Below are 26,538 nucleotides of genomic sequence, written 5' to 3'. Positions count from 1 at the left end.
ATTATCACGCCTGGAAATATCCAGCCCCATCACATGTACCTGCTGAGGAGTGAAATGGCGGAGGACTCGCACGGTAATCGCCCTGGGTCAGAATTTGCGGCCCCGCTGGCTGAGCTGGTCTGGACACTGTCCGACCTCGAACGGCGCTTAGCGCTTGGGTTGACAAACGCGCTCTCGGAAGAGGGTACAACGCCCGATCAGTGGCGCATTTTGGAGACACTAGAAAGGCTCGACTCGCCGACGATGGGGGAGTTAGCCGAGGTATCGGGTATGGCGAACGCGAGCCTGAGCCGAACGGTCGACGCACTGGAAGACACGGCGTGTGCCTTTCGATTACCGACCGTTACCGACCGCAGACGAATCACAGTGCATGTGTCCGACCGGGGCCGTGACAAACTCGCGCGCATTCGTCAGATTGTCGTCGCCTGGGAGCAAACGCTTCAGCAGCGGCTCGGACCAGATGCCGCAACAGCCTTACTTGAAGCCGCCGACTTCGCCACGCGGGCGCTAGGGGGCGCTAGGAGCGAACCTTGACCGGCAATCTCGGCGCGCTCCGCCCTTCTAACAGAAATGCGCACCGAATCCGGGGGATTCGGTGCGCATTTGCCGCGCCACGTGCGCGATCATTGTGGGCCCCGTCGGGCTCGAACCGACGACCCAAGGATTAAAAGTCCTTTGCTCTACCAACTGAGCTAGAGGCCCGTAGGTTCTAATCTACCGTGGATTCGCGCCCAGCTTTTCTGGGTAGCGTGGGGGACAGCAAAAAACCGCCGTCTGAACCCGAAGGAGAACCCGCCGTGGCCGACAACTTTCACAAGCCCACCCTGTTCGCGGGGATCAAATTCGAGGCATTCCAGGGCGGCGACGATCCGGCGGCCATCAGCCGCGTCGCGCACGAGACCGCGCAGGCGCTGCTCAACCGGGTGCGCAGCGACCCCGACCCGGAGACTGTCGAACGCCTGGTCGCCTACACCGACGAAAACGGAATCGACGCTGTCGCTGAGCTGTGGTCGCGGGCCACGCCGCGCAGCCTGCCGGGCGCACTCTGGCGCATCTATCTCATTCGTATGCTGATTCGGCAGGATCCGGAGGGGTGCGCGTACCTGTACCAACGGGGAACGGATGCCGCCGCCACGATCGATCCGCTCGTCGCGGGCGCCGCCGTGCCCACTGGCCCGGCCGAGATCATGATCCTCGCCGATGAAATTCTGCGCGGACTGTTCACCGGCGACTTCGCGGTGGCGCTGGATCGTGGGGCCGCCTACTGTCGGGTCACCGCCGTCGGGGCCGCGAGCATCGCCGACGATCTCGAGCTGACCGAACCGCACCGCTCGTCGGAGCTGACCACGCGAGCCCTGCGATTCTCCACGACAGCGGCCGAGTTCGCCGCCTGCGCGCGCCTCTGGCGCCGCGACTCCCTGGAGTAGGTGGGCCTAGCCCTTCGCGCAGGGGCTGCCGTTCGAGTCTGGTCTCGCACCTTCTCACCGTGGTCGGGGCCCAGGCCCCGTCCACGGGCCCAGTCTATAAACTGGGCCCGTGTTCATAAGGTGGGCCCGGACGTGCGCAACCTGTGCGCCACGGGCGAACATTCGACGCCGACCGGTCCGCTCGAATACACTGGAGTCTGGTCGGGCCGCAGTAATCCCGGGTTCCATTATTCGCCGCTTCGAGCGGCCTCGCGCCGAGAGGTGCTCTGCGGCCCGACCTTCTTCAACCCCGCGAGGCGTCATACCGGTCCCGGCGGCGCAGCGCGGCCGCAGGCATCCGCTTTTGGCGAATTACTCGCCGCCAAGACCAATCCGTTATCGACTTCGCACCGAACCCTAGACATGCAACGGGAAAAGACCTGACATGCTAGATCTCATGACTGTTGATCCCGCCGGAGACCTCGCGCCGCCAGCCCCTGCCACCAAGGAGGAGTTGCTCGGACGTGTGGCCCGCGGCGACCAATCGGCATTCGGAGAACTGTATGACCAGATCGCCCCGCGGGTGCTTGGCCTGGTCAAGCGTCTGCTCGTCGACCACGCACAGTCGGAAGAGGTGACCCAAGAGATTTTTCTGGAGATCTGGCAGTCGGCGTCGCGGTACGAACCCACGCGTGGTGGCGCGAGCACCTGGATCCTCACGATGGCACACCGGCGAGCGGTCGACCGAATTCGGTCGTCGCAGGCCGGACGCGACCGTGATACCAAAATTGGAATCCGTGACCTGGCCGTTGCCTACGATCACGTGGCCGAAACTGTTGAAGTACGACTCGAACATGAAAGGGTGGAGAGGGCGATGACTCGATTGACTCAGCTGCAGCGTCAGGCTGTGAGCCTCGCGTATTACGGCGGGTTCAGTCACAGCGAGGTCGCCGATATGCTCCACATTCCGTTGGGCACCGTGAAAACGCGGTTGCGCGATGGCCTCATCCGCCTGCGCGACGAATTGGGCGTGGCATCATGACCGGCCGTAACGAGCAGCACCCGGCCGATCTGGCTGGTGCTTACGCCCTGCACGCCCTCGACGCCGACGACACGGCCACCTTTGAAGCGCACCTCGCCGAATCCGAGCGGGCCCGCATCGAGGCTGCCGAGTTGAACGACACCGCGGTGGCCCTCGGCCTGGCCGTGGCGCCCGTGCAGCCGTCCGCCGCGCTCAAGGCGAACCTCATGTCCCTGCTCGCGTCGACCCCGCAGCTTCCGCCGCTTACGGCCGGCACAACGGATGCCCTCACCTCCGTTACCAACGCAGCTCCCGTCGTTGCCCCGATCGCCACCCCGACCCTGCCCGCCGGGCCGACCTCCACGACGCCGAATTCCGGTGGCGGCGCGCCCGCCGGCTCCGCGTCGGCGGTCACGGACATCAATTCCGGTACCGGTACCGGTACCGGCTCCGGCCCGCACCGAACGGCAACCGAGCGGGCCCAGGCCCGCTGGTTCAAGCGTCCGGCACAGTTCATGCTGGCCGCCGCGGCCGCGGTCGCGCTGTTCATCGGCGGATCCTTCTTCGGTCAGGTGCTGAACAGCAACCAGTTCGAGTCCCAGCAGGCCTCCGGACTCGCCCAGATCAACGCGGCCGACGACTCGCAACGCGCCGCGACGACCACCGCCAACGGGCAGGAAGCAACCCTGGTCTGGTCGAACAAACTTGGAATCTCCGCGGTGCTGGTTGACAAACTGCCCGTGCTGCCGAGCGATCAGGACTATCAACTCTGGTACATCAATGGGGACGGCGCAGCTTCGGCCGGAACCTTCGACTCGACCGGCGATGGTACGGCCTGGCGCGTGCTTGACGGCACGATGCACGCCGGCGACCAGGTGGGTGTCACCGTGGAACCCAACGGCGGATCCGACCAGCCCACGACCAACCCCATCGTCGCGTTCCAGAGCTAACTGGCCGAGGCGGCCTCAGCTCGGCCGCCCACGCCGCGCCGGCCCCAGGTCGGCCGCCAGCCTGTGAGGGGGCACAATTCGTCCTTTCCGCGCTCTTGCGTCCCCTCGTGGGCGACGCGGCGGGCCCGGGTGGAAGCATCCGTTTCACCGGAGCGGATGCCCACCCAGGCCGGGCGCGAAGTAGGCTCAGGGGCATGAGATTGCCCTTCACCCTGCTGATCGACCCCGTGCCCGCCGACTCGCTGCAGCAGGACTTCAGCGACACGTTCCACGAGATGGAATCGACCGCCCCGGCGCTGCGCGTCGGCGAGTTGAGCACCCAGCGCGGCGACGGAATCTTCGAGACCCTCGCCGTCGTCGACGGCCACCCGCAGGAGGTGGAGCCGCACATCAGCCGGCTGCGCAACTCTGCGCGCATCTGCGAGCTTCCGGTGCCGAATGCCGAGCAGTGGCGGGCCGCGATCGCCTACGCCGTGTCGCGCATTCCGCAGCGGGGCGAGATCGCCCTCAAGTTCGTGCTTAGCCGCGGCGTCGAGCACGGTCCGGCGCCCACGGCCTGGTTGCACGCGGCTGCGGCGTCGGACTTCACGGCTGTGCGCGCGAACGGCGTGCGGGTGATCACTCTCGACCGCGGCTATCCCCGCGGGGCTGCCGAGAAGGCCCCCTGGCTGCTGATGGGCGCGAAAACGCTCAGCTATGCGGTGAACATGGCGGCGATTCGCGAGGCGCACCGTCGCGGCGCCGACGACACCATCTTTCTCACCACCGACGGCTTCGTCATGGAGGGTCCGACCTCAAGTGTCGTGCTGCGCATCAATGGCGAGTATGTGACGCCCGCGCCGAGCGGCGCTATTCTGCACGGCACCACGCAGCAGAGCATGTTCGACTACCTGCGCGCGCAGGGTTCACGCGTGGAATACCGCGACGTCACGCTCGAGGAACTTCGCCACGCGGATGCCGCCTGGCTCGTCTCCAGCGTGCGCCTCGCCGTGTCCGTGGTCGCCCTCGACGGCGAGCCGTTTCCCGCCGATCAGGCGCTGACCGACGCCCTGAACGCGTACCTGCTGGGCCGCACGGCGTAGTCGGGAGCTTCGCCGCGCCCGCTACCGGCCAGCGCGCCACCTTTGGCTGGCGCGCTGACCCGAAGCTGGCGCGCTGACCCGAAGCTGGCGCGCCGACCCGAAGCTGGCGCGCCGACGGTGGTCGCGGCGGGCCGCGGCATCCGTTGACACCGCCTTAAGTGGATGCCGACCCCGCGAGCCCCGCCGCCGGCCCGGCAGCGGCAGCACCGCGAGCCCCACGATGATGGCGAGCAGAAAGAGTCGGGCCGGCAGTGACTCCGTGCTGCGCAGCAGGCCGGCGATCGGTTGGCCGACCACTCCGGTCACCGTGCCGACCACGCGGCGTTGCACGAGTTTGGTGACATCGGCGCTGCTGTTGGCGTCACCCTGGGTGGTGGCCTCGGCGCCGTCGACCGCGATGATGCGGTGCGTGTAGACGGCCCCGGTTTCGTCCCGCATGGTCACCACGGCGCCGGCAACGAGGTCGTCGCCGGTCGGCGGTGCCAGCAACACGATGTCGCCATACAGGTAGGTGGGCGCCATCGACCCGCCGTCCACGCTCACGAGCTGCTGCCCCGACACCCAGGTGAACGCTGTGGGCCCGATCAGCGTCACCAGGATCACCCCGATCAGCAGCATTCGCCCGGTCGCCAGGACAGCGCGCAGCGTTGATCGCGGCGGTGTCGGTCGGTCGGTCACCGATTCACTCACTCACTCGTCTTCAGCCCGGTGAACCCGCTCGGTGCCGGCGTGAACCCGGCAGCAGTGTACGACAGCTGGTAGTAGTAGGTCGTGCCAGGAGTGAGGGAGCAGGTCACGTCGGCGCCCGCGCCGGTGGAAACTGCGCCGGCCGGGCAACTCCAGCTCTGGAAAATAGTGGGATCGGTCGGGACCGGCACTGCGGAGTTCGTGGTGCTTCCGTCACCCAGCTGCCCACTGGCATTGTTGCCCCAGCAGTACACCGAGCCAGCGGCGATCGCGCAGGTCCCGTTTACTGCGGCATCGACAACCGCGACGTTCTGGTCTGCGAGCACACCGGTTCGCACGACTTCACGCGGTAAATAGGAGGAGGTCGTAGTCCCGTCGCCGAGTTGAGAACTCCCGTTGAGGCCCCAGCAATAGGCAACGCCACTGGCGGCTGCACAGGCGTGATAGCTGTCGACGCTGACGTCGGTGGCCGTTTGTCCAACGAGAAGCCCGCCAACGGCAGTGGGCGTTGCGCGCCACGCCGTCGTGCCATCGCCAACTTGGCCGTTGCCGTTGCCACCCCAACAATAGACCGCGCCTGCTGCCACGGCGCAGCTGAATCCATTTGCCGAATCAACCCTGGTCGTTCCAGCCGGGAGACCAATCACTGGAAGTGGTGTCAGCTCCATTTCGTCGTCGGTACCCGTACCGAGTTGACGGTACCAGTTGCTGCCCGAGCAGTACACGCTGCCATCGGCAATGGCACAGGTGTGGGTGTTGCCGGCGGTGATCGAGGTGACCGTCTTGCCGATCAGGTCGCCGACGAGGGCAATGGGCACCAACTGCTGATCGGTGGTGCCGATGCCCAGCTGTCCCCACCAATTGGCTCCCCAGCAATAAGCCCGCGCGTCGGCAACGGCGCAGGTGCTCGACTGGCTCGCGCTGATGCTGGTGACGTTGGATTTCGACGCGAGTTCGCCCTCGACACGCTCCGGCGTTAGGTGGTTTGTGGTCGTGTTGTCGCCGAGCTGCCCGTAGCCGTTCGTTCCCCAACAGTAGGCCTGACCCTCGGCCGTGGCGCAGGTGTAGTATTCGCCGGCCGAGATGGTGGTGACGGTTTTACCGTCGAGCAGACCGCCGACCGGCGTCGGCGTGGGCTTCGTGATGGTGGTTCCGTCGCCGAGCTGGCCGTAGTCGTTTTCGCCCCAGCAATAAGCGGATCCACCAGCAAGGGCGCAGGTATGGGAGAATCCGGCAGACACAGATGTGACAGTCTGCCCTCTAATGTCGCCAGACAACCCGCCAGCATCCGTCTTCGTCAGGTCAGCGCCGGTGTACACCGTGGTCGGGTCGCTGCCGTCGGCACTCAGTGAACGCTGCAGCGTGTAGCTCGGGTCGATGCCGGACCCCCAAGACGCATCGGGCCAGTCCACGCTCAAAGCGGTCGACGTGGATGCCGCGCCCCGGCTGGGCGAACCGGCTGCAGCGGGCGCGGTGGTCGCGACCGGCAGCCATCCGCTTGACGGGGCCGTCCACTCACCCACCGTGTAGGAGAGCTGGTAGTAGTAGGTCGTGGCGGGGGTGAGGGAGCAGGTGTCGCCGGTCAGGATCGCACCGGTCGGGCAGACCCATTCCGAAAAAGCCTTCGTGGAAACGGAGGTCGGCGTCGGCGACGCTGCCCCGGCCGCACCGTTCCCCAGTTCGCCGGAGTCATTCCTTCCCCAGCAGTAGCCTGCACCGTCAGAGAGAGCGCAGCTGTGCCACCGGCCGGCACTTACCTCCGTGATGATCTCCCCAGAAAGGGCGCCGTTGGTCACCGCGGCTACCGGTGAACGTTGTGTGACAGACCCGCCGTCACCCAGCTCTGAAAAGACGTTGGTGCCCCAGCAATACGGTTTTCCGTCGGCGATAGCGCAGGCGTGAATCTCGCCGACGGTGACGGCCGTGGCATCCAAACCGGTCAATGCTCCTGCGAGTGCAATCGGTGTGACACTTCCCCCCGGGGCGGATTCGCTGCCAAGCTGACCGTTGCCGTTCCGGCCCCAGCACAAGACGATTGCTCCTGCAACCGCGCACTGCGTGCCATTCGATGAGCTAATACTCGTGACGGGTTGCGCGTCTGGCAGCCCAACAACAGCGGAGGGTGTCAAGACATACATCTCGGAGGTGCTGACACCGAGGAACCCTTCGGAGTTGTTCCCCCAGCAGAGTGCGGCGTCACCGGCGATGGCACACGTCTGGAAGCGGCCAGGGCGGATGGCCGTGACGGGCGCGGTGGCCAGAATGCCACCGACCAGAGCGGAAGTTTTGCGGTTCCCTGTTCTCGTTCCGTCGCCCAGTTCGCCGGAAGAGTTGTCTCCCCAGCAGTAGGCCCGGTCGGCGGCGATGGCGCAGCTGTGCGAATAGCCGGCATTGATCTGCGTGGGGAGAGTTGCGGCGAGAGCGCCGGTCACCACCACCGGTGACCGGCTGCTGGTTGTGGTGTTATCGCCGAGTTGGCCATAGTCGTTGTTACCCCAGCAGTAGGCCGCGCCGGACGCGATGGCGCAGGTGTGGTCGATGCCGGCGCTCAGCGCGGTGACAGTCTGGCCGGCCAGAGCTCCTCCTCCAACCAGGGTTGGCACGTCGCGGCTTTGGGTGGTTCCGTCACCCAGCTGTCCATTGCCGTTGCTGCCCCAGCAGTATGCGGCCCCATCGGCTATCACGCAGCTGTGCGCGTTTCCGGAGCTGAGTGAAGAAAGCACCTTACCCTTCAGCACTCCGGGGAGCCCACCGGCATCCGTTGTCGCCAGATCAGCACCGCTGTACACCGTGGCTGGGTTGCTGCCGTCGGCGCTCAGCGAGCGCTGAACTGTGTAGTCCGCTGCAGCGCCCGGGCCGACCGGTGCGGCCTCCCAGCCGAGTGAGAGGCCGGTCACACCTGCGGCGGTCAGAGCCGGGCCGGTCGGTGCTGTGAGAGTTGCTGTGCTGACCGCGTTGCCCATAACGGTGGCCTGCCCGGTGAAGTCTGCTCCACTACCCAGCAGGGGCGTCGCGGTGACAATCAGCAGCGCGCCGACGGTCGTGAGGGCTGCGCGGCGCACGCGGCGCAGCGTGGAGGTGGGCTGGATGGACTTCGACATGCGGGGTTCCGTTCAATGGGAGGCGGTGGTGGGCGTGGTGCGCCCTATTCCGGAACGACCTGTTTGGCATCGATGACGATGTTGAAGCCTGCGGTCGCGCCCTGAGCCAGGTCGGTCGCGTTGCTGTTCAGCGTCACGGTGATCGTCGCCTCGCCGCTGGTACCCGCCGAGAGCACGCCGGCGTTGAGCAGGTCGGGCAGGGCAGCCAGCGTGCCGGTCTCGGTGACGGTACCACTGGTGATGGTCACGTCAAACCACCCCAGAATGGCGACCTTGTCGTCGACAGCCGCGGTTGAGGTGACGGCTTCAACACTGACCGAATACCGGGCGGGAACGGATCCGGTGTTGTCGAACTCGATCACCTTCTGCGTGCCGGCAACGCCGGGAAGCAGGTCGGTGACCGCCATGGCGACGGTCTCGGTTTCCACGGTGAGCGTGGCGGCCGCGACGCTGTTCGGTCCGATGGTCACCTCGTCGGTGAACAGAGCGGTCGTGCTGAGAAAGCCGCCTGCGCCGATTGCGACGACGGCGCTGCCGGCAAGAAACGCGAGGGTCTTTGGTCGCAGGCGGTGGGAGGGCCTGGATTCGATGTTGGTGGTCATGATTTTCCTTAGCTCACTAGAACTGGGTTGTGGATGAGTTGTGTTTGAAAGGGGATGCTGCCGGCCCGGCGGATCGCCGACGTACGGTCACACCTCGCGCGCGCTGATCAGGGACTCGAAGTGCACGACCGCGCCCTGCATCTCGTTGCCGGCATTGGCCCGCACGGAGATCGCGTAAGTGAGAACCAGCTGACTTCCGGCCGGGATACGCAGGGCCACCGTCGTGGGAACGGCGTCGAGGTTGCCCGTGGCAACGAGCGTCGACGCGGTGGATCCGGCGAGCAACCGCGCGACGAACCCTGAGGCCGTCGACGTGTTGTTGATCACCCGCGTCGCCACGGTGACCTCGATGTCGAAATCGGCCGGGTTGTTCATCGTGAAGCGCAGGGCTTGGCTGGCCTCGCCGGGCTGCAGGGTCGCGGTGGTAGAGCCTTGATTGATCTGCAGGTCAGTGACGTCGAGCAGGGAGCAGGTATTTGTTTTTGTGGCCGTGGGAGTGGCCTGAGCCGACGGGATTGCGCTGCCCCCGAGAACGAAGACCGCGAGGAGCACGGCCAGCAGTCCGCCCGCCATGCGGTTGCGGCGATGCCGGTAGACCGCGACCACGACGAGGAGCCCTGTGATCAGCAGCCCCACAGCCAGAAGTGCGGTGGTGGCGCCGTCGAATCCGGTTGAGGTGAGCACGCCGGTCGCAGGCGTGTTGGACACCACGACAGTGCACGCGTCTTCCATGGAAAGCAAGACCATTCCCCCTAATTTGATGCGGACTGTTAGCTCATCACCACCTTGGTGTGAATCAGCTCCTATAGTACCCGTATACGAAATTACGTACTGTCGAGTCGGTGCGGTATCCCCAGAACGGGCGGCCAGTGACCTTCGTCGCCGGAATGTCTGCTGATTCAGGAGCGGTTTCGAGCGTCGTCAAACGGATGCCCCACGCCGGCGCGCTGTGGCCCGCTCGTGGGAGCCCCACCCTGGACTGGCCCGGGCCCGGGCCCGGACATGGAATGCACGGTGCTCGGAAACCGGCGGTGGGAGTGGGAGGCAGGGGCCCGGCATCCGTTTGTTAACCTGCTCGAATTGGGGTGACGTGCAGCGCCCACTATGCTCTGGGAGGACCGAGAGGAATAAATGAGAATTTCTGTCATTGGATGCGGCTACCTGGGCGCCGTGCACGCGTCGGCCATGGCCGAGCTGGGGCACGAGGTCATCGGTATCGACGTCGACGCTGTCAAGATCGCCCAACTTGCCATCGGCAAGCCACCCTTCTTTGAACCTGGTCTGCCCGAGGTTCTCACGTCCGCCATAAACAGCGGTCGCCTGCGCTTCAGCACCGACATAGCGGATGCCGCCGGCTCGCAGGTACACTTCATCGCCGTCGGAACCCCGCAGAAGCTCGGCAGCTACAGCGCCGACCTGCGCTACGTCGATGCGTCGATCGAATCGCTCATTCCGCACCTGGCCGACGGCGACCTCGTCGTGGGCAAGAGCACAGTTCCGGTCGGAACCGCCGCGCGCCTGGCCGAGCTCATCGAGTCCGGCAGCGGCGCCTCGCTGGCCTGGAACCCCGAGTTTCTGCGCGAGGGATTCGCCGTGCAGGACACCATCAGCCCCGACCGCCTGGTCTACGGCGTCGCTCCGGGCGATAAAGGCGAGCATGCCACCGCGCTGCTCAACGAGATCTACGCCACGGCGCTCGCTGCCGACACCCCCCTGGTCATCACCGACTATGCGACCGCGGAGCTGGTCAAGGTCGCCGCGAACGCGTTCCTCGCTACCAAGATCAGCTTCATCAATGCCATGGCCGAGATCGCCGAGGTCACCGGTGCCGACGTCACCCAGCTGGCGGATGCCATCGGTTACGACGGCCGCATCGGTCGCCGCTTCCTCGGCGCCGGCGTCGGTTTCGGCGGTGGGTGCCTGCCCAAAGACATCCGTGCCTTCACCGCCCGCGCCGAAGAGCTGGGGCGCGGCGAGTCCGTAGCCTTCCTCAAGGAGATCGACAAGATCAACCTGCGTCGCCGCCAGCGCGTGGTCGACCTGACCGTAGGGGCCCTCGGCGACGGCGTCTACAACGCCAAGGTCGCGGTGCTTGGCCTGAGTTTCAAGCCGCACTCCGATGACGTGCGTGACTCGCCGGCGCTCGACGTGGCCGTGCAGTTGCGCGGCCTGGGTGCCGACGTGGTGGCGACCGACCCGCAGGCCATCGAGAACTCGCGGGCGCGGCATCCGCAACTCAACTACGAGGAGTCGCTCGAAGAGACCCTGCGGGGAGCGGATGCCGTCGTGCTCGTCACCGAGTGGCCCGAGTTTCGGCACCTCGACCCGGTCTGGGCTGGTGCGCTCGTTCGTACCAAGACCGTGGTCGACGGCCGAAACGCCCTCGATCCCGCAGCCTGGCGTGCTGCCGGTTGGACCTATCACGGCCTCGGTCGCCCGTAGTACTTCGGACGGGGCCCGGGCCCCGTCCGCGGGCCCAGTTTTGAACGCGTTCTTACCTGGGCCGGCCGCGTTGCACTAGTCTCGAGACACACTTCAAGGGAATCGGGTCTCGTGCGACGCTGGCTGGCTCGACCCGATGTGCTCATGGTCGCGGCCACGGCGCCGACGTATGTCGCCACGCGTGAAGCCCTCACAGCGCTCTCCCCGCAGGATCTCACCGCCGTGCGTTTTCTCGTCGGCGCCGCCATCATCGGCCTCTATCTGCTCATCACCCGGCAGCGGCTCACGCTGCGGCGCCACGATATCCCGCGAATGATCGCCGTCTCGCTCTGCGGCTACGCCGGCTACGGCATGCTGCTCAACCTCGGCCAGGCCACCGTTCCCGCGGGAACCACCAGCCTGCTGCTCAATATCTCGCCGGTGTTCGCGTTCATTCTCGGCTACTTCGTGCTCGTCGAACGCACCACCCGGCTCGGCTACCTTGGCATGGTCATCGCGGTCGGCGGCGTCATCGTGATCACGCTCGGCGGCGGAAGCGCGACCGGGTTCAACGGCAACGCCCTCCTCATCGTGGGCGCCGCTCTGCTGCTGTCGGTCTTTCTGATCGTGCAGCAGCCGCTGTTCGCGCGGGTATCTCCCATTGAAACCGTGTTCTGGGGCTGTGCCATCGGCGGTTTCACCGCGCTGCCCACGGCCCGGTTCGCGATCGATCCCAGTCGGCTGACGGCATCCGTTTGGGTGGCGCTGGTGGTACTGGTGGTCGTGAGCACCGTGCTCGGCTACTGCCTCTGGAACCAGACCCTGTCGCGCACGAGCGTCGCCGAGGGCGGTTCGCTGCTGCTGATCGTGCCGATTTTCTCGCTGCTCCTGGGCTGGCTGCTGCTCGGCGAAGTGCCGACGATTGCCGCGCTGGTCGGAGGAGGCGCGGCCTTGCTCGGGGTCGTTATGCTCTCCCGGGCAACGTCGCGGCGCAAGCAGGCGGGGCTCGGGCTGCTCACCGGGGCGATTCCGATCGTCGGTGTGCTCGCCGGCGCGGTGCCGATCATCGGACTTCCGCGCGAGCACGAAGACGTGGCCGACCTCACGCTATCGCCGGATCTTGCCGCCCAGCTCTGTGACATCGCCATCGAGGCCGCGGATGCCGTCGGCGCCCAGTTGGTCACAGTGTCACTCTGGCGGGACGAATTCGAGGATCTGGTACGCGTGTACTCCAGCCGGCCGCACGTCTACCAACTCGGCGGAATCTCGTCGGAGCTGGATCCGAACTGGGTCGAGCAGTGTGTCATCGGGCAGCGTTCCTTTCTGGCCGACGACGAGGCGGGCGGCTTTGGAGCGCTCACCGCACCGAACTTGACCGCCACAGTGAACGCCGTCATCGTCGACGACGCCGGATTTCTCGGCAGCCTGAACTTTCTCGACGCGTCGGGCGTTTATACGTCGGCCAGCGTCGAGCAGGCCGAGGTCTTCGCCGCGCGCCTGGCGCCGGTGTTGCGGCGCGTGTCGGTCTGAGGCGCCGGGCCCACCTTATGAACCGTGGCCCAGGTTAGAAGCTGGGCCCACGGACGGGGCCCGGGCCCGTCCAGAGAACCAGCGCGCCTAGACTTGTCTGAATGTGGCTTCGGGGAGTACTCGTGGCGGCCCTCGCCGCCCTCGCTGCCTGGGGCGTGCATGCCGCCGTCCCCGCGGTCCCGCTGCTGACCATGGCCGTCGTGCTCGGAATCGTCGTCGGCCAGATTCCGGCCGTACGTCCCGTGCTCGCCGGGGCCCTCGCGCCCGGGCTGGCCGTCGCGGCCAAACCGTTCATGCAGCTCGGAATCGTGCTGCTCGGCCTCAAACTCAGCCTCGTCGACATAGCAGCTCTCGGCTGGGTGACCATCGTGACGACCGTCGCCATCGTGCTGCTCACGTTCGCCGGTACCCTCGGTCTCGGCCGCTGGTTCGGCCTGCCCGGCCATCAACCCCTGCTCATCGCCACCGGATTCAGTATCTGCGGCGCTTCCGCCATCGGCGCCATGAGCGGCGTCGTCAAGGCCAAAGATGAAGAGACCGCCACCCCGATCGCCCTGGTGACTCTGTGTGGAACCCTCGCGATCGCCGTGTTGCCGCTGCTGTGGCATCCGCTCGGATTGAGCAGTCTGCAATTCGGACACTGGGTCGGCGCCGGCGTGCACGACGTCGGCCAGGTCGTCGCGACAGCGCAAATTGCCGGCTCGGGCGCGCTCGCGGTGGCCCTCGTCGTCAAACTCACCCGCGTGCTCATGCTCGCGCCGGTCGTGGCCATCGCGTCCATCGTCGAGCGCCACCGGCTTGCCACTCTCGAGGCGGATGCCGCCGCTCCCGCTGCCTCCGATGTATCCAGGCCTGCTGCCGGCGACCCGACTGCCGGCGACGCCGCTGTGTCTGAACCGGCCACCCGGAGCAACCGGCCGAAGCCTCCACCGATCGTTCCGCTTTTCGTTGCCGGATTCATCGTGGCCATGCTGATACGCACGTTCGCTCCGCTGTCCGATCAGGTGCCCGAGGTCGCCGACCTGGTGCAGACCGCACTGCTGGCCATGGCGCTCTTCGCCCTCGGTGCGGCCGTCAACCTCGGCACCCTGCTGCGCTCGGGCAGTCGAGCGCTCGCGGTCGGGCTGCTGTCCTGGACGCTGATCGCGGCTCTGGCCTTCGGAGCCGTGCAGCTTTCCTGACTTTCACCCCGCTTCAAAAGCCGCTGCAAAACCTGCTCCGACCCGCGGGAGACGGCCGGGCGAACGCCGCTGCAACCCGCGGCAAGGCCGTTCCGCGGGCGTACGCCGCACGTTCACCGGGCTTAGTGCGGCCCGGCGAGCGCCCCGATCACCGAACGAATGGTGTCGAAGTCCGTGGCCAAAGTTCCCGTGCCGAGTGGGCTGGCAACCTGGGCGCGCAAATGAACCTCACTAACCCCGGTCGATGCCACCAGCGCTGCCACGTTGTGCGCCCGAACCCCACCGCCGGCCAGGATGCGCACGGCCGAGCCGTGCTGGCGGAGGTCACGCAGCGCCCCTCCGCCGTCAATCGCCGTGGTCTGTCCGCCGGAAGTGAGAACGCGTTCAACGCCGAGTTCGCCGAGTTGTTCGAGGGCGGCGCCCAGGTCGAACACTTCGTCAAAAGCCTTGTGAAAGGTGACCGGTAGCTCTGCCGCGTCGGCGATCAAACGACGCATCGCGGTCTGATCGATGTGGTTGTCGCGCGTCAGCACACCCAGTACCACGCCGACCCGCACGGCCGTGCCGGTGGCGGCGCGCCGAATTGCCCGAATGTCGGCCTGCATCACCGAGAGCTCCGACGCCGAGTTCACGAAGTTGCCGCCGCGTGGGCGAACCATCACCTGCACGCCAACGCGTCCGACGGAATCGAGCACACGCGTGAGCAGCCCAATGCTCGGAGTGGTGCCGCCCTCGACCAGATTGCCGCACAATTCGACCCGGTCGGCTCCGGCCCGCTCGGCCACGAGCGCTCCGTCCAGGTCATCGATGCAAATTTCGACGAGTGTGTGCATGAAAGTGTCCTGCCGCATTGATTCAGAAATGATTGCAAATGATTATTATATGTATTATAGAATCAAATACAATCACACCGGAAGTGAGCCCCCATTGGCCGAGATCGTTGTTGTAGAGAACAAACGAGCAGCTGGCGATCTGATCGCCGAGTCGATTCGGGCACTTATCGAGTCCAAACCCGACGCCGTGCTCGGGTTGGCGACTGGTTCAACCCCCTTGCCGGTGTACGCGTCACTGGCTCGATCGTTCTCGGAGCGTCCCCTCGATGTCTCGAGAGTGCGAGGTTTCGCCCTCGACGAGTACGTCGGGCTGCCGGCCGGCCACCCCGAGAGCTACCGGATGGTCATCGCGCGAGACGTCGTAGAGCCGCTGGGACTGTCCCCGGCCAATGTCCATGTGCCCAATGGCGACGTCGCCACGCTTTCCACTGCTGGTGCTGAGTACGAACGAGCACTGATCGCGGCGGGTGGAGTAGACGTGCAAATACTCGGCATTGGTCGAACCGGGCACCTGGGGTTTAATGAGCCCAGCTCGTCGTTTGCATCCCTCACCCGAGTGAAGACGCTCGCCCGAAAATCCCGCGCCGACAATGCCCGGTTCTTTGAGTCGCCGGATGATGTTCCAGTGCATTGCATCACCCAGGGACTCGGCACAATTCTGCGCGCCAGGCACCTGGTGCTGCTGGCCTTCGGAGAAGGCAAAGCCGCCGCGTTGGCCGCGGCCTTTGAAGGGCCCCTCTCGGCCAGCCAGCCCGGCACCGCCATCCAACTGCACCCCCACGTCACCGTCGTCGTCGACGAAGCGGCCGCGAGCAAATTGGTCAACCTCGACTACTACAAGTACATCTGGGCGAACCGCCCAGCCTGGCAGACGATCTAAGTCAGCTCACGCCCCGCGGCAAATACCGCTTCGACAGCAAGACCTTCGCCCAGCAGCACGGCGTCCGCCGCATAGCCGGCGGCCAGTAACCCCAGGTCGTGACCGCGACCGATGGCTCGGGCCGGTGTCTCCGTGAGCGCGGTGATGGCCTCGGCGATCGGCACGCCGGCCCCGGTCACAGCTCGGCGCAGCGCGACATCGAGGGTCAGCGTCGAGCCGGCAATCGATCCGCCATCGGTCAGCCGGGCGACGCCGTCGGTTACCGTCACGGCGAGCGAGCCCAGAAGATAGGCGCCGTCCGAGGCGCCAGTGGCGGCCATGGCATCCGTCACGAGGGCTATCCGGCCGGGCGCGCCCGCGAAGGCCAGCCGCACGACTTCCGGGTGCACATGGACGCCATCGTTGATGATCTCGAGGGTGACGCCTGCGGAATGCGTCGCGGCAGCCACGGGTCCGGGCGCGCGGTGATGGATGCCTTTCATCCCGTTGAAAGCGTGGGTCAAGATTGTCGCCCCCGCATCGAAGGCCGCGAGCGTTGTGGAATAGTCAGCGGCACTGTGTCCCACGGCGACCACAACACCAGCGTCGACGAGTTGCGCAATCGCGTCGATCGCCCCGGGCAACTCGGGGGCCAGCGTCATCTGGCGCAACTGTCCGTGAGCGTTCGCGAGCAGTCGATCGATCCGTTTCGCATCCGGGGCACTGAGCAGGGTGGGGTCATGGGCGCCACGGTAGGTCTGGTCGAGAAACGGCCCCTCGAGATGGGCGCCGAGAATGAGCGCATCGTGCTGTGCCAGGTCGGCAACGATCGCGACCCGCCGCTCGAGATCCGCCTGACTGGCGGTCACGAGCGACAAGACGCTCCGGGTTGTGCCGTGACGGCGGTGTACCTGCAGCGCCGTGGTGATGCCCTCGGCACCGTCGTCGAAAGCGGCGCCTCCGGCCCCGTGGCAGTGGATGTCTACGAAACCCGGCGAGAGTATGCGGCCGGCAGCGTCCGTGATTCGGGTGGTGGCCGTGGCCAGGCCGCGCCAGGTTGCACCTGTTCCGGTAGCGCTGATCGTGTCGCCGGAGAAAGCAACCCATGAGTCCGGCGTGGTCGCGCCGCCCGAAATCATCCTGGCGGAGTGAATAACGTGTGTCACTGGCCGACGATTACTTCGAGCCCCGCCTCGGCGAACGCCGACAGCTGATCCGCGGTGATTCCCGAATCCGTGATCAACGCGCTGAAGACCGTTAGGGCACCCAGAGTGGCAAAAGCTGTCGTTCCAATCTTGCTCGAATCGGCCACCACGAAAGCCCTCGTGGCACGCCGGGCCATGAGCGAGTTCACCGCGGCTTCTCGTTCGTCATTGACCGTGGCGCCGCGGATCGGATCGATTCCGTTGACGCCGATGAACGCGAGGTCAAGGGTCACCTGATTGAGTACCTCGGCACTGTACGGGCCGACGAGCTCATAGGACCGCGAATGCACCACCCCTCCGGTGACGACGGTCTTGATTTGAGGTCGCATGGCGAGCTGCGCCGCAATGTTGATGGCATTCGTGACGACGGTCAGATTGGAGTGGGGGCTGGCCTCCATAATGTCTGCGCGGGCAACGAGCACACTCGCGATGGCCGTACTGGTCGTGCCACCGCAGAGGCCGATGACATCCCCGCGCTCTATGAGTGAACTCGCCGCTATCGCAATCTTCTGCTTCTCCGGGGCGTGTTGCTCCCGCTTGTAACGCACGGGGAGATCGTAGGCGACGACCTGACCGGTGGCTCCTCCGCGCGTTCGGGTTAGCAGCTGTTGCGAAGCGAGCGTGTCGAGATCGCGTCGCGCCGTCGCGGCGGACACCTGGAGTTTCGTGATGATGTCGTCGACCTCAAGATGGCCCGATTCAGCCAGAAGGTCCAGCACAGCGATCAGACGCTCGGCGCGGTTCATGATTTCTCGTTTCTCAAGCTTCTCAGTTGCAAATCTATCCCGACGTTATGGCCCGGGTTCGTCGACAAGGCGATCCACGACGAGTTCCTCGACGAAGTTCGTAAATTGAGGAGAAATTTCTCCGGCCAGGGGCATGAGGACGGCAGCGGCAGACCAGGCGGTGGCTTGCCGCAGCAGGGCATCGGTATTCGTTATTCCCGCGGCTAACGAGACGGCGACGGCCGCCACGGCCGCATCCCCGGCACCGGTGGCGTTGCCCGCCAGCACTCGCGGTAGTCGTGCGTGCAGTGATGAATGCGGATGCTCGCGCGATACGGCAAGCATGCCCCGCTCTCCCAGCGACACCAGGACTAGTCCGGCGCCCAACTGCACCAGAGCGCGGGCGCCACCGACCGGGTCGACCATCCCCGTGGCGGCGGCAAGTTCCTCACGATTCGGCTTGAGCACAGACGCACCCGAACGTGCTGCGGCCAGGAGTCCCGGCCCAGACGTATCGATGATGCTCGGAATCCCGCGTTCGCGCGCCACTTTCACCAGCTGGGCGTAGAAGGCTTCATCGGCACCGCTCGGCAGGCTGCCGGAGCCCACCAGACATCGTGCGCCGGCCAGGGCAGCTGTCGTCTCTCCGGTCAGTCGGAGCCACTCCTGCCGCGTGTGGTTCTGGCCGTGCTCGTTCAAAATCGTGGTTTGTTCGCGCCCAGAATCAACGAGAGCGATAGTCCGCCGGGTGTCCGCTTCCACGGCGACTATGTGATGACGTATGCCCGCCTGTACGAGATCGTCCACGAGCGCTTGACCGGTGCGACCGCCGGCCGTCGCTACAGCCAATACGGGCTGGCCCTGCTGGTGGATGACCCGCGCCACGTTGAGTCCTTTACCGCCAGCACGAGCGACAGCGGTGGGCACCCTGTTGGTTTCCCCAAAACGGATGTCCGGGTGCAGGTACGTGAGGTCCACTGCGGAATTCGGCGTGACCGTGACGATCATTGGGCTGCTCCGGCAGCGACTGCAGCAGCACGGGCATGGAGCGATGCCCCGAGAAGTCCGGCATTTTCACCGATACTGGCCGCGACCACGACCGGCTTTCGTTGGAAGCTCAGGAGATTGTCAACGCGCGTGCGCAGCGGGATGAGGAGTGCCGCGCCGGCCTGAGCCAGACCACCGCCGATCACAATGGCCTCGGGGGCCAGCACCGCTGCCAGCTGCGCGATGCTCAAAGCTAGGGCGTCGAGGGCGTCGTTCCAGATCGACTGCGCTTGGGGATCACCGTCGACGGCTCGCTCAATGATTTCTTTGGCGCCGGGCATCTTCGTTCCCGTGGCCCGCTCGTAGCGGCGCACGATGGCACCGGCCGATGCGATGGTTTCGAGACAGCCGGTCGAACCACAGGCGCACAGTTCGCCTGCCGGGTCGATGATGGCGTGCCCCAACTCACCGGCGTATCCGCCCGCCGAATGAGCTCGCCCCCCGATGAACAGCGACGCCGCAATGCCGGTGCCGATCACGACGACGGCCACATCTCGGTATGGCCGGGCTGCGCCGAGCCGGAATTCCGCTTCCCCGGCTGCGCGGACATCGTGGGAAAACGATGCGGGCATGCCCAGACGTTTCTCGGCGAGATGTTTGAAGGGGGCATCCGCCCACTGCAGATTGGCCGCGCGGATCCCGATTCCCTGATCGTCATCGACGATGCCCGGGGCGATAAGCCCGACCGCCAGTGGTTGCACGAGCGGGAAGTCCGTCGCAAAACCGGCGGTGAGGTCCGCAATTTCTTGCATCACGGCATCGACGGTGTGCACACCACGATGCGGTGTGGGGACTCGGGTCAGACCGAGCATGGCACCGGACGCATCGAACAGCGCGGCCTTGATGTCGGTCCCACCAATGTCGAAGGCGACGACGGCTGCACCATCCCCGAGGGGCTCAATTGAGACGGCCGCGGGAAAGTTGGTCACGAGTCGAGTATGACTGACCGCGTCAGGCTCCGAGGCAGGTCGGGGTTGAGGCCCTTGGCGCGGGCGCGGAGCAAAGCGAGCTTGTGTACGCGCACGAGGTTGGCCAGCGGGTCGAGGGCGCTCGTTTCGAAGCGTGCGCCGGTGGCGAGCACATCCTCTCGAATACCTGCGGGCGCCGCGCCGAACATCCAGGTGATGCGCCCGGGGGCGGCGATGCTGATTGGACCGTGCCGATATTCCATCGCGGGGTAAGACTCGGTCCAGGACTGTGTCGCCTCGCGCATTTTGAGTGCGGCCTCGTGAGCCAGACCGACGGTCCAGCCCCGGCCGAGAAAGGTGATCTGTTCTGCGCCGATGATCCCGTCATCGAGTTCGTCTGCGACCGCCAACTCGGCGTCAGCGATGGCCGTGCTGAGATCTTCGCCGAGGCTCGCGCGGAGAAAAGCGAGCGCCGTGGTCGCGAATCGAGTCTGCACGACCGACTGCTCATCGGCGAACGGCAGGGCGATGAGGTCATCCACCTCGTCAACGAACGGCGAGGTCGTGTCGCCGACGATTCCAACGATCCGAGTTCGACCGCGGTGTGCCTTCACAATGTCGAGCACTTCAGTCGTGGTCCCGGAGCGAGTGAGGGCAATGATGGCGTCATAATCGCGATCGATGAAGGCCTCGGAGGCCGAGAAAGCGTCCGTCACCCCGTGGCCGGCGCTCTCGCGCAAGGCCGCGTAGGCCTGGGCCATGAACCAGGAAGTGCCGCAGCCAACCATGGCGACTTTCTGCCCACGAGAGGGGAGCAGTCGCTGTTCATCGGTCATCGCAACGGCACGGGCCCAGGTCTCGGGTTGTGAGGCCAGTTCCGTCGCCATGTGTTCTTCGGTGGATGTCGTCATGACCGTGGCTCCTCGGTAAGTTGTGGATCTTTCGGATTGATTGGTTGCGATCATTCAGGTGGAATGACGCCGATTTGAAAATTCGCGGTCATTTCTGACTGTTAATGATTGTAGAGCTAGAAAATCAATCACTACCAACTATTCTAAGCGTTTGTTGACGTCATGTAACGATCTGATATCAACAGTTGTGCTGACACGACCCGCGCGCCAAACTGGTCAAAACCTGAATGGATGTGACTGTTCAGGTGCTTTTGCAGTCAAAAAACATCATCAGACGATAAGGAAATCAGACATGAAGAAGTCTCTGCGATTGGGGGGCATCGTCGTGACAGCGACGCTGGCCACGATGTCACTAGCCTCCTGTGGTTTTGGTGGCGGCAACGCGTCGGGCGGGTCCGACGGATCGGGCACGACCGTGAACCTGTTGGTCCCCAGCTACTCGGACAACACGCAGGCACTGTGGGAAGGCGTCATCTCCGACTTCGAAGACGCCAACAGCGATATCAAGGTCAACCTCGAGGTGCAGTCCTGGGACAACCTGACCGATGTCATCACGACCAAGGTTCAGGGAAACGCAGCGCCTGACATCATGAACGGCGGCCCGTTTGCGGGTTTTGCCGCGGATGACCTGCTGTACCCGATCGACGAAGTAGTGTCGGCCGACACCCTCGCTGATTTCCAGTCCTCGTTTGTTGAGAACGCTTCCGTCGACGGCGTCCAATTCGGCGCGCCCCTGCTCGCCTCGGCCCGTGCACTTTTCGTCAACGAAGACCTGTTGGCACAGGCCGGCGTAGCCGCTGTCCCGACGACATGGAGTGAGCTGCTGGATGCGGCCACAAAGATTTCCGCCATCGGCGGGGGAGTAGCCGGGTACGGGCTGCCGCTCGGGTCCGAAGAAGCGCAGGCGGAATCGGCGGTCTGGTTCTACGGTGCCGGTGGCGGTTTCGGTGATGCCAGTGCGATTACGATCGACACCCCCGAAAACCTTGAGGCTGCCAAGTTCATTCAGTCGATGGTTGATGCCGGCGCGACGCAGGCGGATGCGGGCGCTACTGACCGCAGCCCCCTCATGGACGTCTTCGTCCAGGGCAAGATCGGTATGATCATCGGGCTTCCGCCGACGGTCGGTCAGATCGCTGAGGGCAATGCTGCACTCAACTACTCCGTAAACCCCATCCCCACGGTTGACGGCTCGGCCTTTACCCTCGGGGTAGCCGATCACCTCATGGCATTCAAGAATGACGGATCCAAGCAGGAAGCCATCACGAAGTTCCTGGACTTCTTCTACTCTGCTGACCAGTACGTGCCGTGGGTAACCGCCGAGAACTTCCTCCCGACCACCCAGTCCGGTTCCGACGCGATGGGCGACACTCCGGCCCTGGCGCCGTTCATCGAGGCTCTGCCCGGTGCTCAGTTCTACCCGAGCACGAACCCCAACTGGTCGGCGACGGATGCCGCGTTCAAGAGCTTGATCGGGCAGCTGGCCCAGGGCAAGGATGCGCAGGCCGTTCTCACCGAAATCCAGGCCAAGTCAGACGAAGGCTAACAGCCTTCGCGCCGTGCGCGACCTCGCTCCAAGTTGATCACAAGGAATATCGGTGGATTAGGAAATGACTCAAACAATTCATGAACCACCGACCCAGACGGGGACGGCCACTGGCCGTCCCCGTTCGGGGCCTGCGCGTCAGCGTGCAGCAGCGGGTACCCGCCTGTCCGATCTGATCTCCGCTTTGCCGTGGATCGGGCCGGCACTCGTCCTGATCTTCGGCGTCGTACTCTTCCCTGCCGTCGTCATGTTCTACAACTCCACCAGGGACATCAGCCTGAGCGGTCTCGACAAGGGTCCCGTCGGGTTTGCCAACTATGCAACGCTCCTTGAATTCACCCCGCTCGGCGGAATCATGCTGCGCACCCTGATCTGGGTCGTTGCCGTCGTGGCTCTCACCGTTCTCATCTCGCTGGTCCTGGCCCAGTTTCTCAACAAGTCATTTCCCGGGCGCCAGATCGTGCGCCTCGCCGTCATCATCCCCTGGGCAGCGAGCGTGGTGATGACCACGCTCGTGGTCTACTACGGGCTCGAAGGGTACATCGGCATCATCAACAAGTTTCTCGTCGACATCCAACTGATCGACGGACCATACGGCTGGACCAAGAACCCGGTCAGTGCCTTCAGCTGGTCGATCGGCATTGCAGTTTTCGTCTCCCTCCCTTTCACGACCTACACGATTCTCGCCGGTCTGCAATCGGTACCCGGCGATATTCTCGAGGCCGCCAAAATGGACGGTGCCGGTCGCATCCGCACCTATTTCGAGATAGTCCTTCCACAGCTGCGCGGTGCATTATCCGTAGCTGTCTTGATCAACATCATCAACGTCTTCAATTCGCTGCCGATCCTCAAAATCATGACCGGGTCGATTCCCGGCTACGACGCTGACACGGTCATGACGATGATTTTCAAGTACATCCAGAATGAGCACAAGATCGACGTGGCCAGCGCGCTGAGCGTCGTTGCCTTCCTGATCGTGATCGTGATCGTGGCGATCTACGTCAAGGTCGTCAAGCCTATGAAAGAGGTCTGATTATGACCGCCCTGCTTACGTCGGGGCCGCGCGCTGCCCGCAAACCTCGATACACGGCTGATCAGGTTCCGCTTTCGACAGTGATCTGGCGCATGGTTGCCGGCGCCGTGGTGCTGCTCATTTTCGTGATTCCCTACCTGATCATGTTCTTCGGGTCAGTCAAGACAAAGAGCGAGATTCGTTCGGTTGAGCCCACCTATTTCCCCACGGAATGGCACTGGGAGAACTACCTCACCATGTGGTCCACACCCGAGACCCCGCTGGTGCAGAACCTCATCTCGACGATCGTCATCTCCGTTTTCGCAACTCTTCTGGTACTTCTCGTTGCACTACCGGCCGCTTATTACACGGCCAGGGCGCGCTTTCCCGGACGCATGGTCTTCATGTTCCTGGTGATTGTGACCCAGATGCTGCAGCCGGCCGTTCTCACCTCCGGCCTCTTTCGTCAGTTCGGGTTCCTGGGCATTTCCGATACCTGGCTCGCCATGATCTTGATCAACGCGGCGTTCAATCTGTCCTTTGCTGTCTGGATCATGCATAGCTTTTTTGCTGGAATCCCGAAGGAAGTAGACGAAGCCGCGCAATTGGATGGAGCGGGTCGCCTCACGGTGTTGTTCAAGATCAACCTCCCCCTCGTCTGGCCGGGCATCGTCACCGCAATCGTGTTCACCTTCGTGGCCTGCTGGAACGAATTCGCCGCAAGCCTGGTCATCCTCTCGACGGCGGGCAACCAGCCCATGGCCGTTGCCCTGACCAAGTTCGTGGGGCAGTACGAAACCAGCTGGCACTACGTCTTCGGTGTTTCCATCGTCGCCATCGTGCCGGTCGTGGTGCTCTTCATGCTCATTGAAAAACGCCTCATCGGTGGTCTCACCGCTGGCAGCGTCAAGTAACCAATCAAGTTCTCGGAGACCGAATGACGTTAGTCCTCACCCGAAGCCTCATGGATTCGGCCTATCAGCGCGGGGTTGCTATTGGGGCGTTCAACGTGCTCCATCTCGAGACGGCCGAGGCGCTCGTCGCAGCAGCCGAGCAGGCCGAACTGCCGGTCATACTTCAAATCTCAGAGAACTGCGCCCAGTATCACGGCGGACTCGAACCGATCGCTCTATCCACCCTGGCGGTGGCGCGAGCGTCAGCCGTCGAGGTCGCAGTGCATCTCGACCACGCCCAGAATGAAGAACTCGTCTACGAGGCGATCGAACTCGGCTTTGGGTCCGTGATGTACGACGGAGCGCATCTGGGATTTGATGAAAACGTCGCGATCACGGCGCGAATCACCCAGTACGCGCAGTCTCGCAGCGTATATGTCGAGGCTGAACTGGGTGCGGTTGGCGGCAAAGATGGCGCCCATACACCGGGCGTGCGAACAGACCCGGGTGAAGCAGCCGCATTTGTGCGCAGCACCGGTGTCGACGCACTGGCAGTAGCAGTCGGTTCATCGCACGCCATGACGGAGCGCGTGGCAGCAGTCGACTACAGCTTGATCGCGCGACTGCGGGCCGCTCTCGACGTGCCCTTGGTCCTGCACGGGTCATCCGGCATTGCCGATGAGAACATCGTGAAGGCGATTCGAGCCGGCATGACCAAGATCAACGTCTCGACGCAGCTGAACAAACACTTCACCGAGGCGATTCGCGGTTATCTCGCCGCGAATGCCGCGGTTGTTGACAGCCGCAGGTACGGGGCAGCCGGACGTGCCGCCGTTGTACAGGAAGCAGCCCGCCTGATGCGACTTTTCGCCGCGTAGGTTATCCCTTGACCGCCCCAGCAGTCAGCCCCTGCACGATGTATCGGCTGGCGAAGGCGAACAAGACCATGGTCGGAATGATCGTCAAAACCGCTGCCGCTGACATCGAGCCCCAGTCGATGTTGAAGCTTGAGATGAACCCATTCAGGGCAGTCGGAATCGTCTTGTTTTGGTCACGGTTCATCAGCGTGACCGAGAGAAACAACTCGTTCCAGCAGTTTACGAAATTGAAGATGAACGCGGCGACGATCCCGGGCTTCATAACGGGAACGATGACTCTGAAGAGTGCGCCCAGCCGGGAGCATCCGTCGATCATTGCCGCTTCTTCCAACGCATCCGGCACGTTGGCGAAGAACCCGCGCAGCATCACCGTGCAAAACGGTATGCAAATCGCGATGTAGACGAGCACGAGTCCGAACTTATTGTCGACCAACCCCAGCTGCGACATCATCAGGTAAAGCGGGCCCAGGGCGATGAACGCCGGGATCATCTGGGTGACCAGAAACGCCATCATCAGCGCGCCCTTGCTGCGAAATTCGAACCGGGCAAGGACATATGCCGAGAGCAAAGAAATGAGCGTCGCGACGGTGGCGGCCACCGCAGCGATCACGAGGCTGTTGGCAAGATAGGTGCCGAACTGCGCCTTGCTAAAGAGGTTCACGTAGTTCTCGAGCGAGAAGACTTCTGGCCAGTAGGTCAGCGGAAAGCTGAAGATCGCCCCGGGGCCTTTGAACGACGTGATCGTGATCCAGTAGAGCGGAAAGATCGTGATGACGAGCCAGATCGCGAGAAAAACGATGCGAATGGTGCGGGCCAGCCTGGTTTCCCTGTCGATCATGTGATGACCGCTTTCTTCTCGCGAATCGCAAGGAGATAGAAGATGGAGAAGATAAGCAGGATCCCCACGACAATGAGTCCCAGAGCGGATGCCTGCCCGTAGTCGCCGCGTTGGGTCGTCGCAATCATCCAGGTCGTGATGATGTGGGTCTGATTCGCTGGACCGCCGCCGGTCATGCCGAAGATGATGTCGGGAAAGTTGAAGATCCAAATCACACGCAGCAGAACCGTCAGCGCGAGCGTGGTGCGAATGTAGGGAATGGTGATCTGAAAGAGAGTTCGCGTTTTTCCTGCACCGTCGAGGGCTGCGGCCTCGAAGAGCTCCTCCGGAACGGATTGAAGAGCTGCAAGGATCATGATCGTGAAGAATGTAACGCCGTACCAGACGTTCGCGATGATGATGGCGACCATGGCCGTCGTGGGGTCAGCGAGCCACGGTATCGCTTGATCGGTGAGGCCGACTTTCGACAGTAGGTCATTGATCACGCCGAATTCACTGTTGAACATCCACCGAAACAAGATGCCGATCAGAAAACCGGAGATCGCCCACGGGAAAAAGATCAGGGCTTGGTAAAGTCCTCGAAAGGCAAATTTACGTCGGAGCCAAAGCGCGAGAGCAAAACCAATCACGAACTGCGGCACGAGAGAAGCCACGACCCAGACGACTGTATTTCTCAGCACGGTGTAGAAGACCGGATCGGTCAGAATCGCCGCGAAGTTTTTGAATCCCACCCAGGAGGTGTCGGTGAGATTGCTCAGGTTCCAATTGCGGAAGGCCATCTGGCTGCCCGCGATCATCGGGTAATACACAAAGATGATCACGAATATCAGGGCGGGGGAGAGAAACGCCAGAATAGTCAGGCTTTTGCGAACGGTGAAAGTGCGCCGTTGCGAACGTCGTGT

At 64.1% G+C, this 26,538-nt stretch carries 25 protein-coding genes and 1 tRNA gene; 13 read left to right on the top strand and 13 right to left on the bottom strand.

The features are described from left to right. Window positions 1-33 precede the first annotated feature (33 nt). The gene (locus tag E3T35_RS11085; RefSeq protein WP_134379109.1) at window positions 34-534 is read left to right on the top strand and encodes a MarR family winged helix-turn-helix transcriptional regulator; all 501 of its coding nucleotides are present in this window, start codon (window positions 34-36) and stop codon (window positions 532-534) included. A 95-nt stretch (window positions 535-629) separates the two neighbouring features. Here the strand turns inward: E3T35_RS11085 and E3T35_RS11080 are convergent. Further along, a tRNA-Lys gene (locus tag E3T35_RS11080) sits at window positions 630-702 on the bottom strand. Between the two features lie 95 nt (window positions 703-797). On the opposite strand from E3T35_RS11080, the gene E3T35_RS11075 reads away from it, so the two are divergent. From E3T35_RS11075 to E3T35_RS11060, 4 genes are all read left to right on the top strand, one after another. Then, window positions 798-1,427 (top strand): DNA-directed RNA polymerase subunit beta, encoded by a 630-nt coding sequence (locus E3T35_RS11075; RefSeq protein ID WP_092339233.1) that lies wholly within the window; start codon window positions 798-800, stop codon window positions 1,425-1,427. A gap of 436 nt (window positions 1,428-1,863) precedes the next feature. Beyond that, complete coding sequence (locus E3T35_RS11070) at window positions 1,864-2,448, top strand: sigma-70 family RNA polymerase sigma factor (protein WP_166789926.1); 585 nt, start codon at window positions 1,864-1,866, stop codon at window positions 2,446-2,448. Further along, on the top strand, window positions 2,445-3,377 hold the full coding sequence (locus tag E3T35_RS11065) for an anti-sigma factor domain-containing protein (RefSeq protein ID WP_134379107.1): 933 nt from the start codon (window positions 2,445-2,447) through the stop codon (window positions 3,375-3,377). Before E3T35_RS11070 ends, E3T35_RS11065 begins: the two co-directional genes overlap by 4 nt. Window positions 3,378-3,571: 194 nt before the next feature. Then, window positions 3,572-4,459: an aminodeoxychorismate lyase gene (locus E3T35_RS11060; RefSeq protein ID WP_134379105.1), complete on the top strand. Its 888-nt coding sequence runs from the start codon at window positions 3,572-3,574 to the stop codon at window positions 4,457-4,459. Between the two features lie 21 nt (window positions 4,460-4,480). Here E3T35_RS11060 and E3T35_RS11055 read toward each other — a convergent pair whose 3' ends face one another. The 4 genes from E3T35_RS11055 to E3T35_RS11040 form a co-directional block, all read right to left on the bottom strand. Next, window positions 4,481-5,149: a signal peptidase I gene (locus E3T35_RS11055; protein WP_134379103.1), complete on the bottom strand. Its 669-nt coding sequence runs from the start codon at window positions 5,147-5,149 to the stop codon at window positions 4,481-4,483. Beyond that, entirely contained in the window at window positions 5,146-8,247 is a 3,102-nt protein-coding gene (locus tag E3T35_RS11050; protein ID WP_134379101.1) for an RCC1 domain-containing protein, read from the bottom strand. The genes E3T35_RS11055 and E3T35_RS11050 overlap by 4 nt, the downstream gene beginning before the upstream one ends. 44 nt (window positions 8,248-8,291) lie before the next feature. Then, entirely contained in the window at window positions 8,292-8,849 is a 558-nt protein-coding gene (locus E3T35_RS11045; RefSeq protein ID WP_134379099.1) for a hypothetical protein, read from the bottom strand. Between the two features lie 87 nt (window positions 8,850-8,936). Next, on the bottom strand, window positions 8,937-9,596 hold the full coding sequence (locus E3T35_RS11040) for a hypothetical protein (RefSeq protein WP_134379097.1): 660 nt from the start codon (window positions 9,594-9,596) through the stop codon (window positions 8,937-8,939). 384 nt (window positions 9,597-9,980) lie between these two features. Here E3T35_RS11040 and E3T35_RS11035 point away from each other — a divergent pair, with 384 nt between their 5' ends. From E3T35_RS11035 to E3T35_RS11025, 3 genes are all read left to right on the top strand, one after another. After that, window positions 9,981-11,291 carry a UDP-glucose/GDP-mannose dehydrogenase family protein gene (locus tag E3T35_RS11035; RefSeq protein WP_134379095.1) on the top strand — a complete coding sequence of 437 codons (1,311 nt, stop codon included), beginning with the start codon at window positions 9,981-9,983 and terminating at the stop codon, window positions 11,289-11,291. A 111-nt stretch (window positions 11,292-11,402) separates the two neighbouring features. Then, window positions 11,403-12,800 (top strand): DMT family transporter, encoded by a 1,398-nt coding sequence (locus E3T35_RS11030; protein WP_134345249.1) that lies wholly within the window; start codon window positions 11,403-11,405, stop codon window positions 12,798-12,800. A gap of 101 nt (window positions 12,801-12,901) precedes the next feature. Continuing rightward, window positions 12,902-13,981 (top strand): YeiH family protein, encoded by a 1,080-nt coding sequence (locus E3T35_RS11025; RefSeq protein WP_134345248.1) that lies wholly within the window; start codon window positions 12,902-12,904, stop codon window positions 13,979-13,981. Window positions 13,982-14,103: 122 nt separating this feature from the next. On the opposite strand, the gene E3T35_RS11020 is transcribed toward E3T35_RS11025, so the two are convergent. Then, a complete protein-coding gene (locus E3T35_RS11020) occupies window positions 14,104-14,814 on the bottom strand; it encodes a copper homeostasis protein CutC (RefSeq protein ID WP_166789925.1) in 711 nt (236 codons plus the stop codon). Between the two features lie 94 nt (window positions 14,815-14,908). Between E3T35_RS11020 and E3T35_RS11015 the strand changes: the two genes are divergently transcribed. Further along, window positions 14,909-15,694: a glucosamine-6-phosphate deaminase gene (locus E3T35_RS11015; RefSeq protein WP_134379091.1), complete on the top strand. Its 786-nt coding sequence runs from the start codon at window positions 14,909-14,911 to the stop codon at window positions 15,692-15,694. Here E3T35_RS11015 and nagA read toward each other — a convergent pair. The 5 genes from nagA to E3T35_RS10990 are packed head-to-tail and all read right to left on the bottom strand — an operon-like array spanning window position 15,691 to window position 20,469. After that, window positions 15,691-16,839: an N-acetylglucosamine-6-phosphate deacetylase gene (gene nagA / locus E3T35_RS11010; RefSeq protein WP_241987746.1), complete on the bottom strand. Its 1,149-nt coding sequence runs from the start codon at window positions 16,837-16,839 to the stop codon at window positions 15,691-15,693. The genes E3T35_RS11015 and nagA overlap by 4 nt on opposite strands. Next, entirely contained in the window at window positions 16,836-17,624 is a 789-nt protein-coding gene (locus tag E3T35_RS11005) for a DeoR/GlpR family DNA-binding transcription regulator (RefSeq protein WP_134379089.1), read from the bottom strand. Before E3T35_RS11005 ends, nagA begins: the two co-directional genes overlap by 4 nt. Window positions 17,625-17,669: 45 nt before the next feature. Further along, a complete protein-coding gene (locus E3T35_RS11000) occupies window positions 17,670-18,611 on the bottom strand; it encodes a 1-phosphofructokinase family hexose kinase (protein WP_134379087.1) in 942 nt (313 codons plus the stop codon). After that, entirely contained in the window at window positions 18,608-19,579 is a 972-nt protein-coding gene (locus tag E3T35_RS10995; protein WP_241988816.1) for an ROK family protein, read from the bottom strand. Before E3T35_RS10995 ends, E3T35_RS11000 begins: the two co-directional genes overlap by 4 nt. Continuing rightward, a complete protein-coding gene (locus E3T35_RS10990; protein ID WP_134379086.1) occupies window positions 19,576-20,469 on the bottom strand; it encodes an SIS domain-containing protein in 894 nt (297 codons plus the stop codon). Before E3T35_RS10990 ends, E3T35_RS10995 begins: the two co-directional genes overlap by 4 nt. Window positions 20,470-20,761: 292 nt before the next feature. Between E3T35_RS10990 and E3T35_RS10985 the strand changes: the two genes are divergently transcribed. From E3T35_RS10985 to E3T35_RS10970, 4 genes are all read left to right on the top strand, one after another. Then, window positions 20,762-22,015 (top strand): extracellular solute-binding protein, encoded by a 1,254-nt coding sequence (locus tag E3T35_RS10985; RefSeq protein WP_134379085.1) that lies wholly within the window; start codon window positions 20,762-20,764, stop codon window positions 22,013-22,015. Window positions 22,016-22,079: 64 nt separating this feature from the next. Beyond that, entirely contained in the window at window positions 22,080-23,048 is a 969-nt protein-coding gene (locus E3T35_RS10980) for a carbohydrate ABC transporter permease (RefSeq protein ID WP_134379084.1), read from the top strand. A 2-nt stretch (window positions 23,049-23,050) separates the two neighbouring features. Further along, entirely contained in the window at window positions 23,051-23,941 is an 891-nt protein-coding gene (locus E3T35_RS10975) for a carbohydrate ABC transporter permease (protein WP_174777096.1), read from the top strand. Between the two features lie 23 nt (window positions 23,942-23,964). After that, window positions 23,965-24,798 (top strand): class II fructose-bisphosphate aldolase, encoded by an 834-nt coding sequence (locus tag E3T35_RS10970; RefSeq protein WP_134379083.1) that lies wholly within the window; start codon window positions 23,965-23,967, stop codon window positions 24,796-24,798. A 1-nt stretch (window position 24,799) separates the two neighbouring features. Here the strand turns inward: E3T35_RS10970 and E3T35_RS10965 are convergent, their stop codons facing one another. Both E3T35_RS10965 and E3T35_RS10960 read right to left on the bottom strand, forming a co-directional pair. Continuing rightward, window positions 24,800-25,636, bottom strand: coding sequence for a carbohydrate ABC transporter permease (locus tag E3T35_RS10965; RefSeq protein ID WP_134345240.1), 837 nt, complete (start codon window positions 25,634-25,636; stop codon window positions 24,800-24,802). Then, window positions 25,633-26,457 carry a carbohydrate ABC transporter permease gene (locus E3T35_RS10960; RefSeq protein ID WP_241988815.1) on the bottom strand — a complete coding sequence of 275 codons (825 nt, stop codon included), beginning with the start codon at window positions 26,455-26,457 and terminating at the stop codon, window positions 25,633-25,635. Before E3T35_RS10960 ends, E3T35_RS10965 begins: the two co-directional genes overlap by 4 nt. Window positions 26,458-26,538: the final 81 nt, after the last annotated feature.

The sequence above is a fragment of the Cryobacterium sp. TMT1-2-2 genome (assembly GCF_004403505.1).
Taxonomy (GTDB): domain Bacteria; phylum Actinomycetota; class Actinomycetes; order Actinomycetales; family Microbacteriaceae; genus Cryobacterium; species Cryobacterium flavum.
The sequence above is the reverse complement of the archived record's forward strand: the minus strand, read 5'-3'. Positions and strand labels throughout refer to the sequence as shown.

Bases quoted from the DNA above. Each gene is read 5' to 3' on its own strand.
- E3T35_RS11085 (WP_134379109.1), top strand. From the start codon at position 34: ATGTACCTGCTGAGGAGTGAAATGGCGGAGGACTCGCACGGTAATCGC.
- E3T35_RS11070 (WP_166789926.1), top strand. From the start codon at position 1,864: ATGACTGTTGATCCCGCCGGAGACCTCGCGCCGCCAGCCCCTGCCACC.
- E3T35_RS11065 (WP_134379107.1), top strand. From the start codon at position 2,445: ATGACCGGCCGTAACGAGCAGCACCCGGCCGATCTGGCTGGTGCTTAC.
- E3T35_RS11060 (WP_134379105.1), top strand. From the start codon at position 3,572: ATGAGATTGCCCTTCACCCTGCTGATCGACCCCGTGCCCGCCGACTCG.
- E3T35_RS11050 (WP_134379101.1), bottom strand. From the start codon at position 8,247: ATGTCGAAGTCCATCCAGCCCACCTCCACGCTGCGCCGCGTGCGCCGC.
- E3T35_RS11045 (WP_134379099.1), bottom strand. From the start codon at position 8,849: ATGACCACCAACATCGAATCCAGGCCCTCCCACCGCCTGCGACCAAAG.
- E3T35_RS11040 (WP_134379097.1), bottom strand. From the start codon at position 9,596: ATGGTCTTGCTTTCCATGGAAGACGCGTGCACTGTCGTGGTGTCCAAC.
- E3T35_RS11035 (WP_134379095.1), top strand. From the start codon at position 9,981: ATGAGAATTTCTGTCATTGGATGCGGCTACCTGGGCGCCGTGCACGCG.
- E3T35_RS11025 (WP_134345248.1), top strand. From the start codon at position 12,902: ATGTGGCTTCGGGGAGTACTCGTGGCGGCCCTCGCCGCCCTCGCTGCC.
- E3T35_RS11020 (WP_166789925.1), bottom strand. From the start codon at position 14,814: ATGCACACACTCGTCGAAATTTGCATCGATGACCTGGACGGAGCGCTC.
- E3T35_RS11005 (WP_134379089.1), bottom strand. From the start codon at position 17,624: ATGAACCGCGCCGAGCGTCTGATCGCTGTGCTGGACCTTCTGGCTGAA.
- E3T35_RS11000 (WP_134379087.1), bottom strand. From the start codon at position 18,611: ATGATCGTCACGGTCACGCCGAATTCCGCAGTGGACCTCACGTACCTG.
- E3T35_RS10990 (WP_134379086.1), bottom strand. From the start codon at position 20,469: ATGACGACATCCACCGAAGAACACATGGCGACGGAACTGGCCTCACAA.
- E3T35_RS10985 (WP_134379085.1), top strand. From the start codon at position 20,762: ATGAAGAAGTCTCTGCGATTGGGGGGCATCGTCGTGACAGCGACGCTG.
- E3T35_RS10980 (WP_134379084.1), top strand. From the start codon at position 22,080: ATGACTCAAACAATTCATGAACCACCGACCCAGACGGGGACGGCCACT.
- E3T35_RS10975 (WP_174777096.1), top strand. From the start codon at position 23,051: ATGACCGCCCTGCTTACGTCGGGGCCGCGCGCTGCCCGCAAACCTCGA.
- E3T35_RS10970 (WP_134379083.1), top strand. From the start codon at position 23,965: ATGACGTTAGTCCTCACCCGAAGCCTCATGGATTCGGCCTATCAGCGC.
- E3T35_RS10965 (WP_134345240.1), bottom strand. From the start codon at position 25,636: ATGATCGACAGGGAAACCAGGCTGGCCCGCACCATTCGCATCGTTTTT.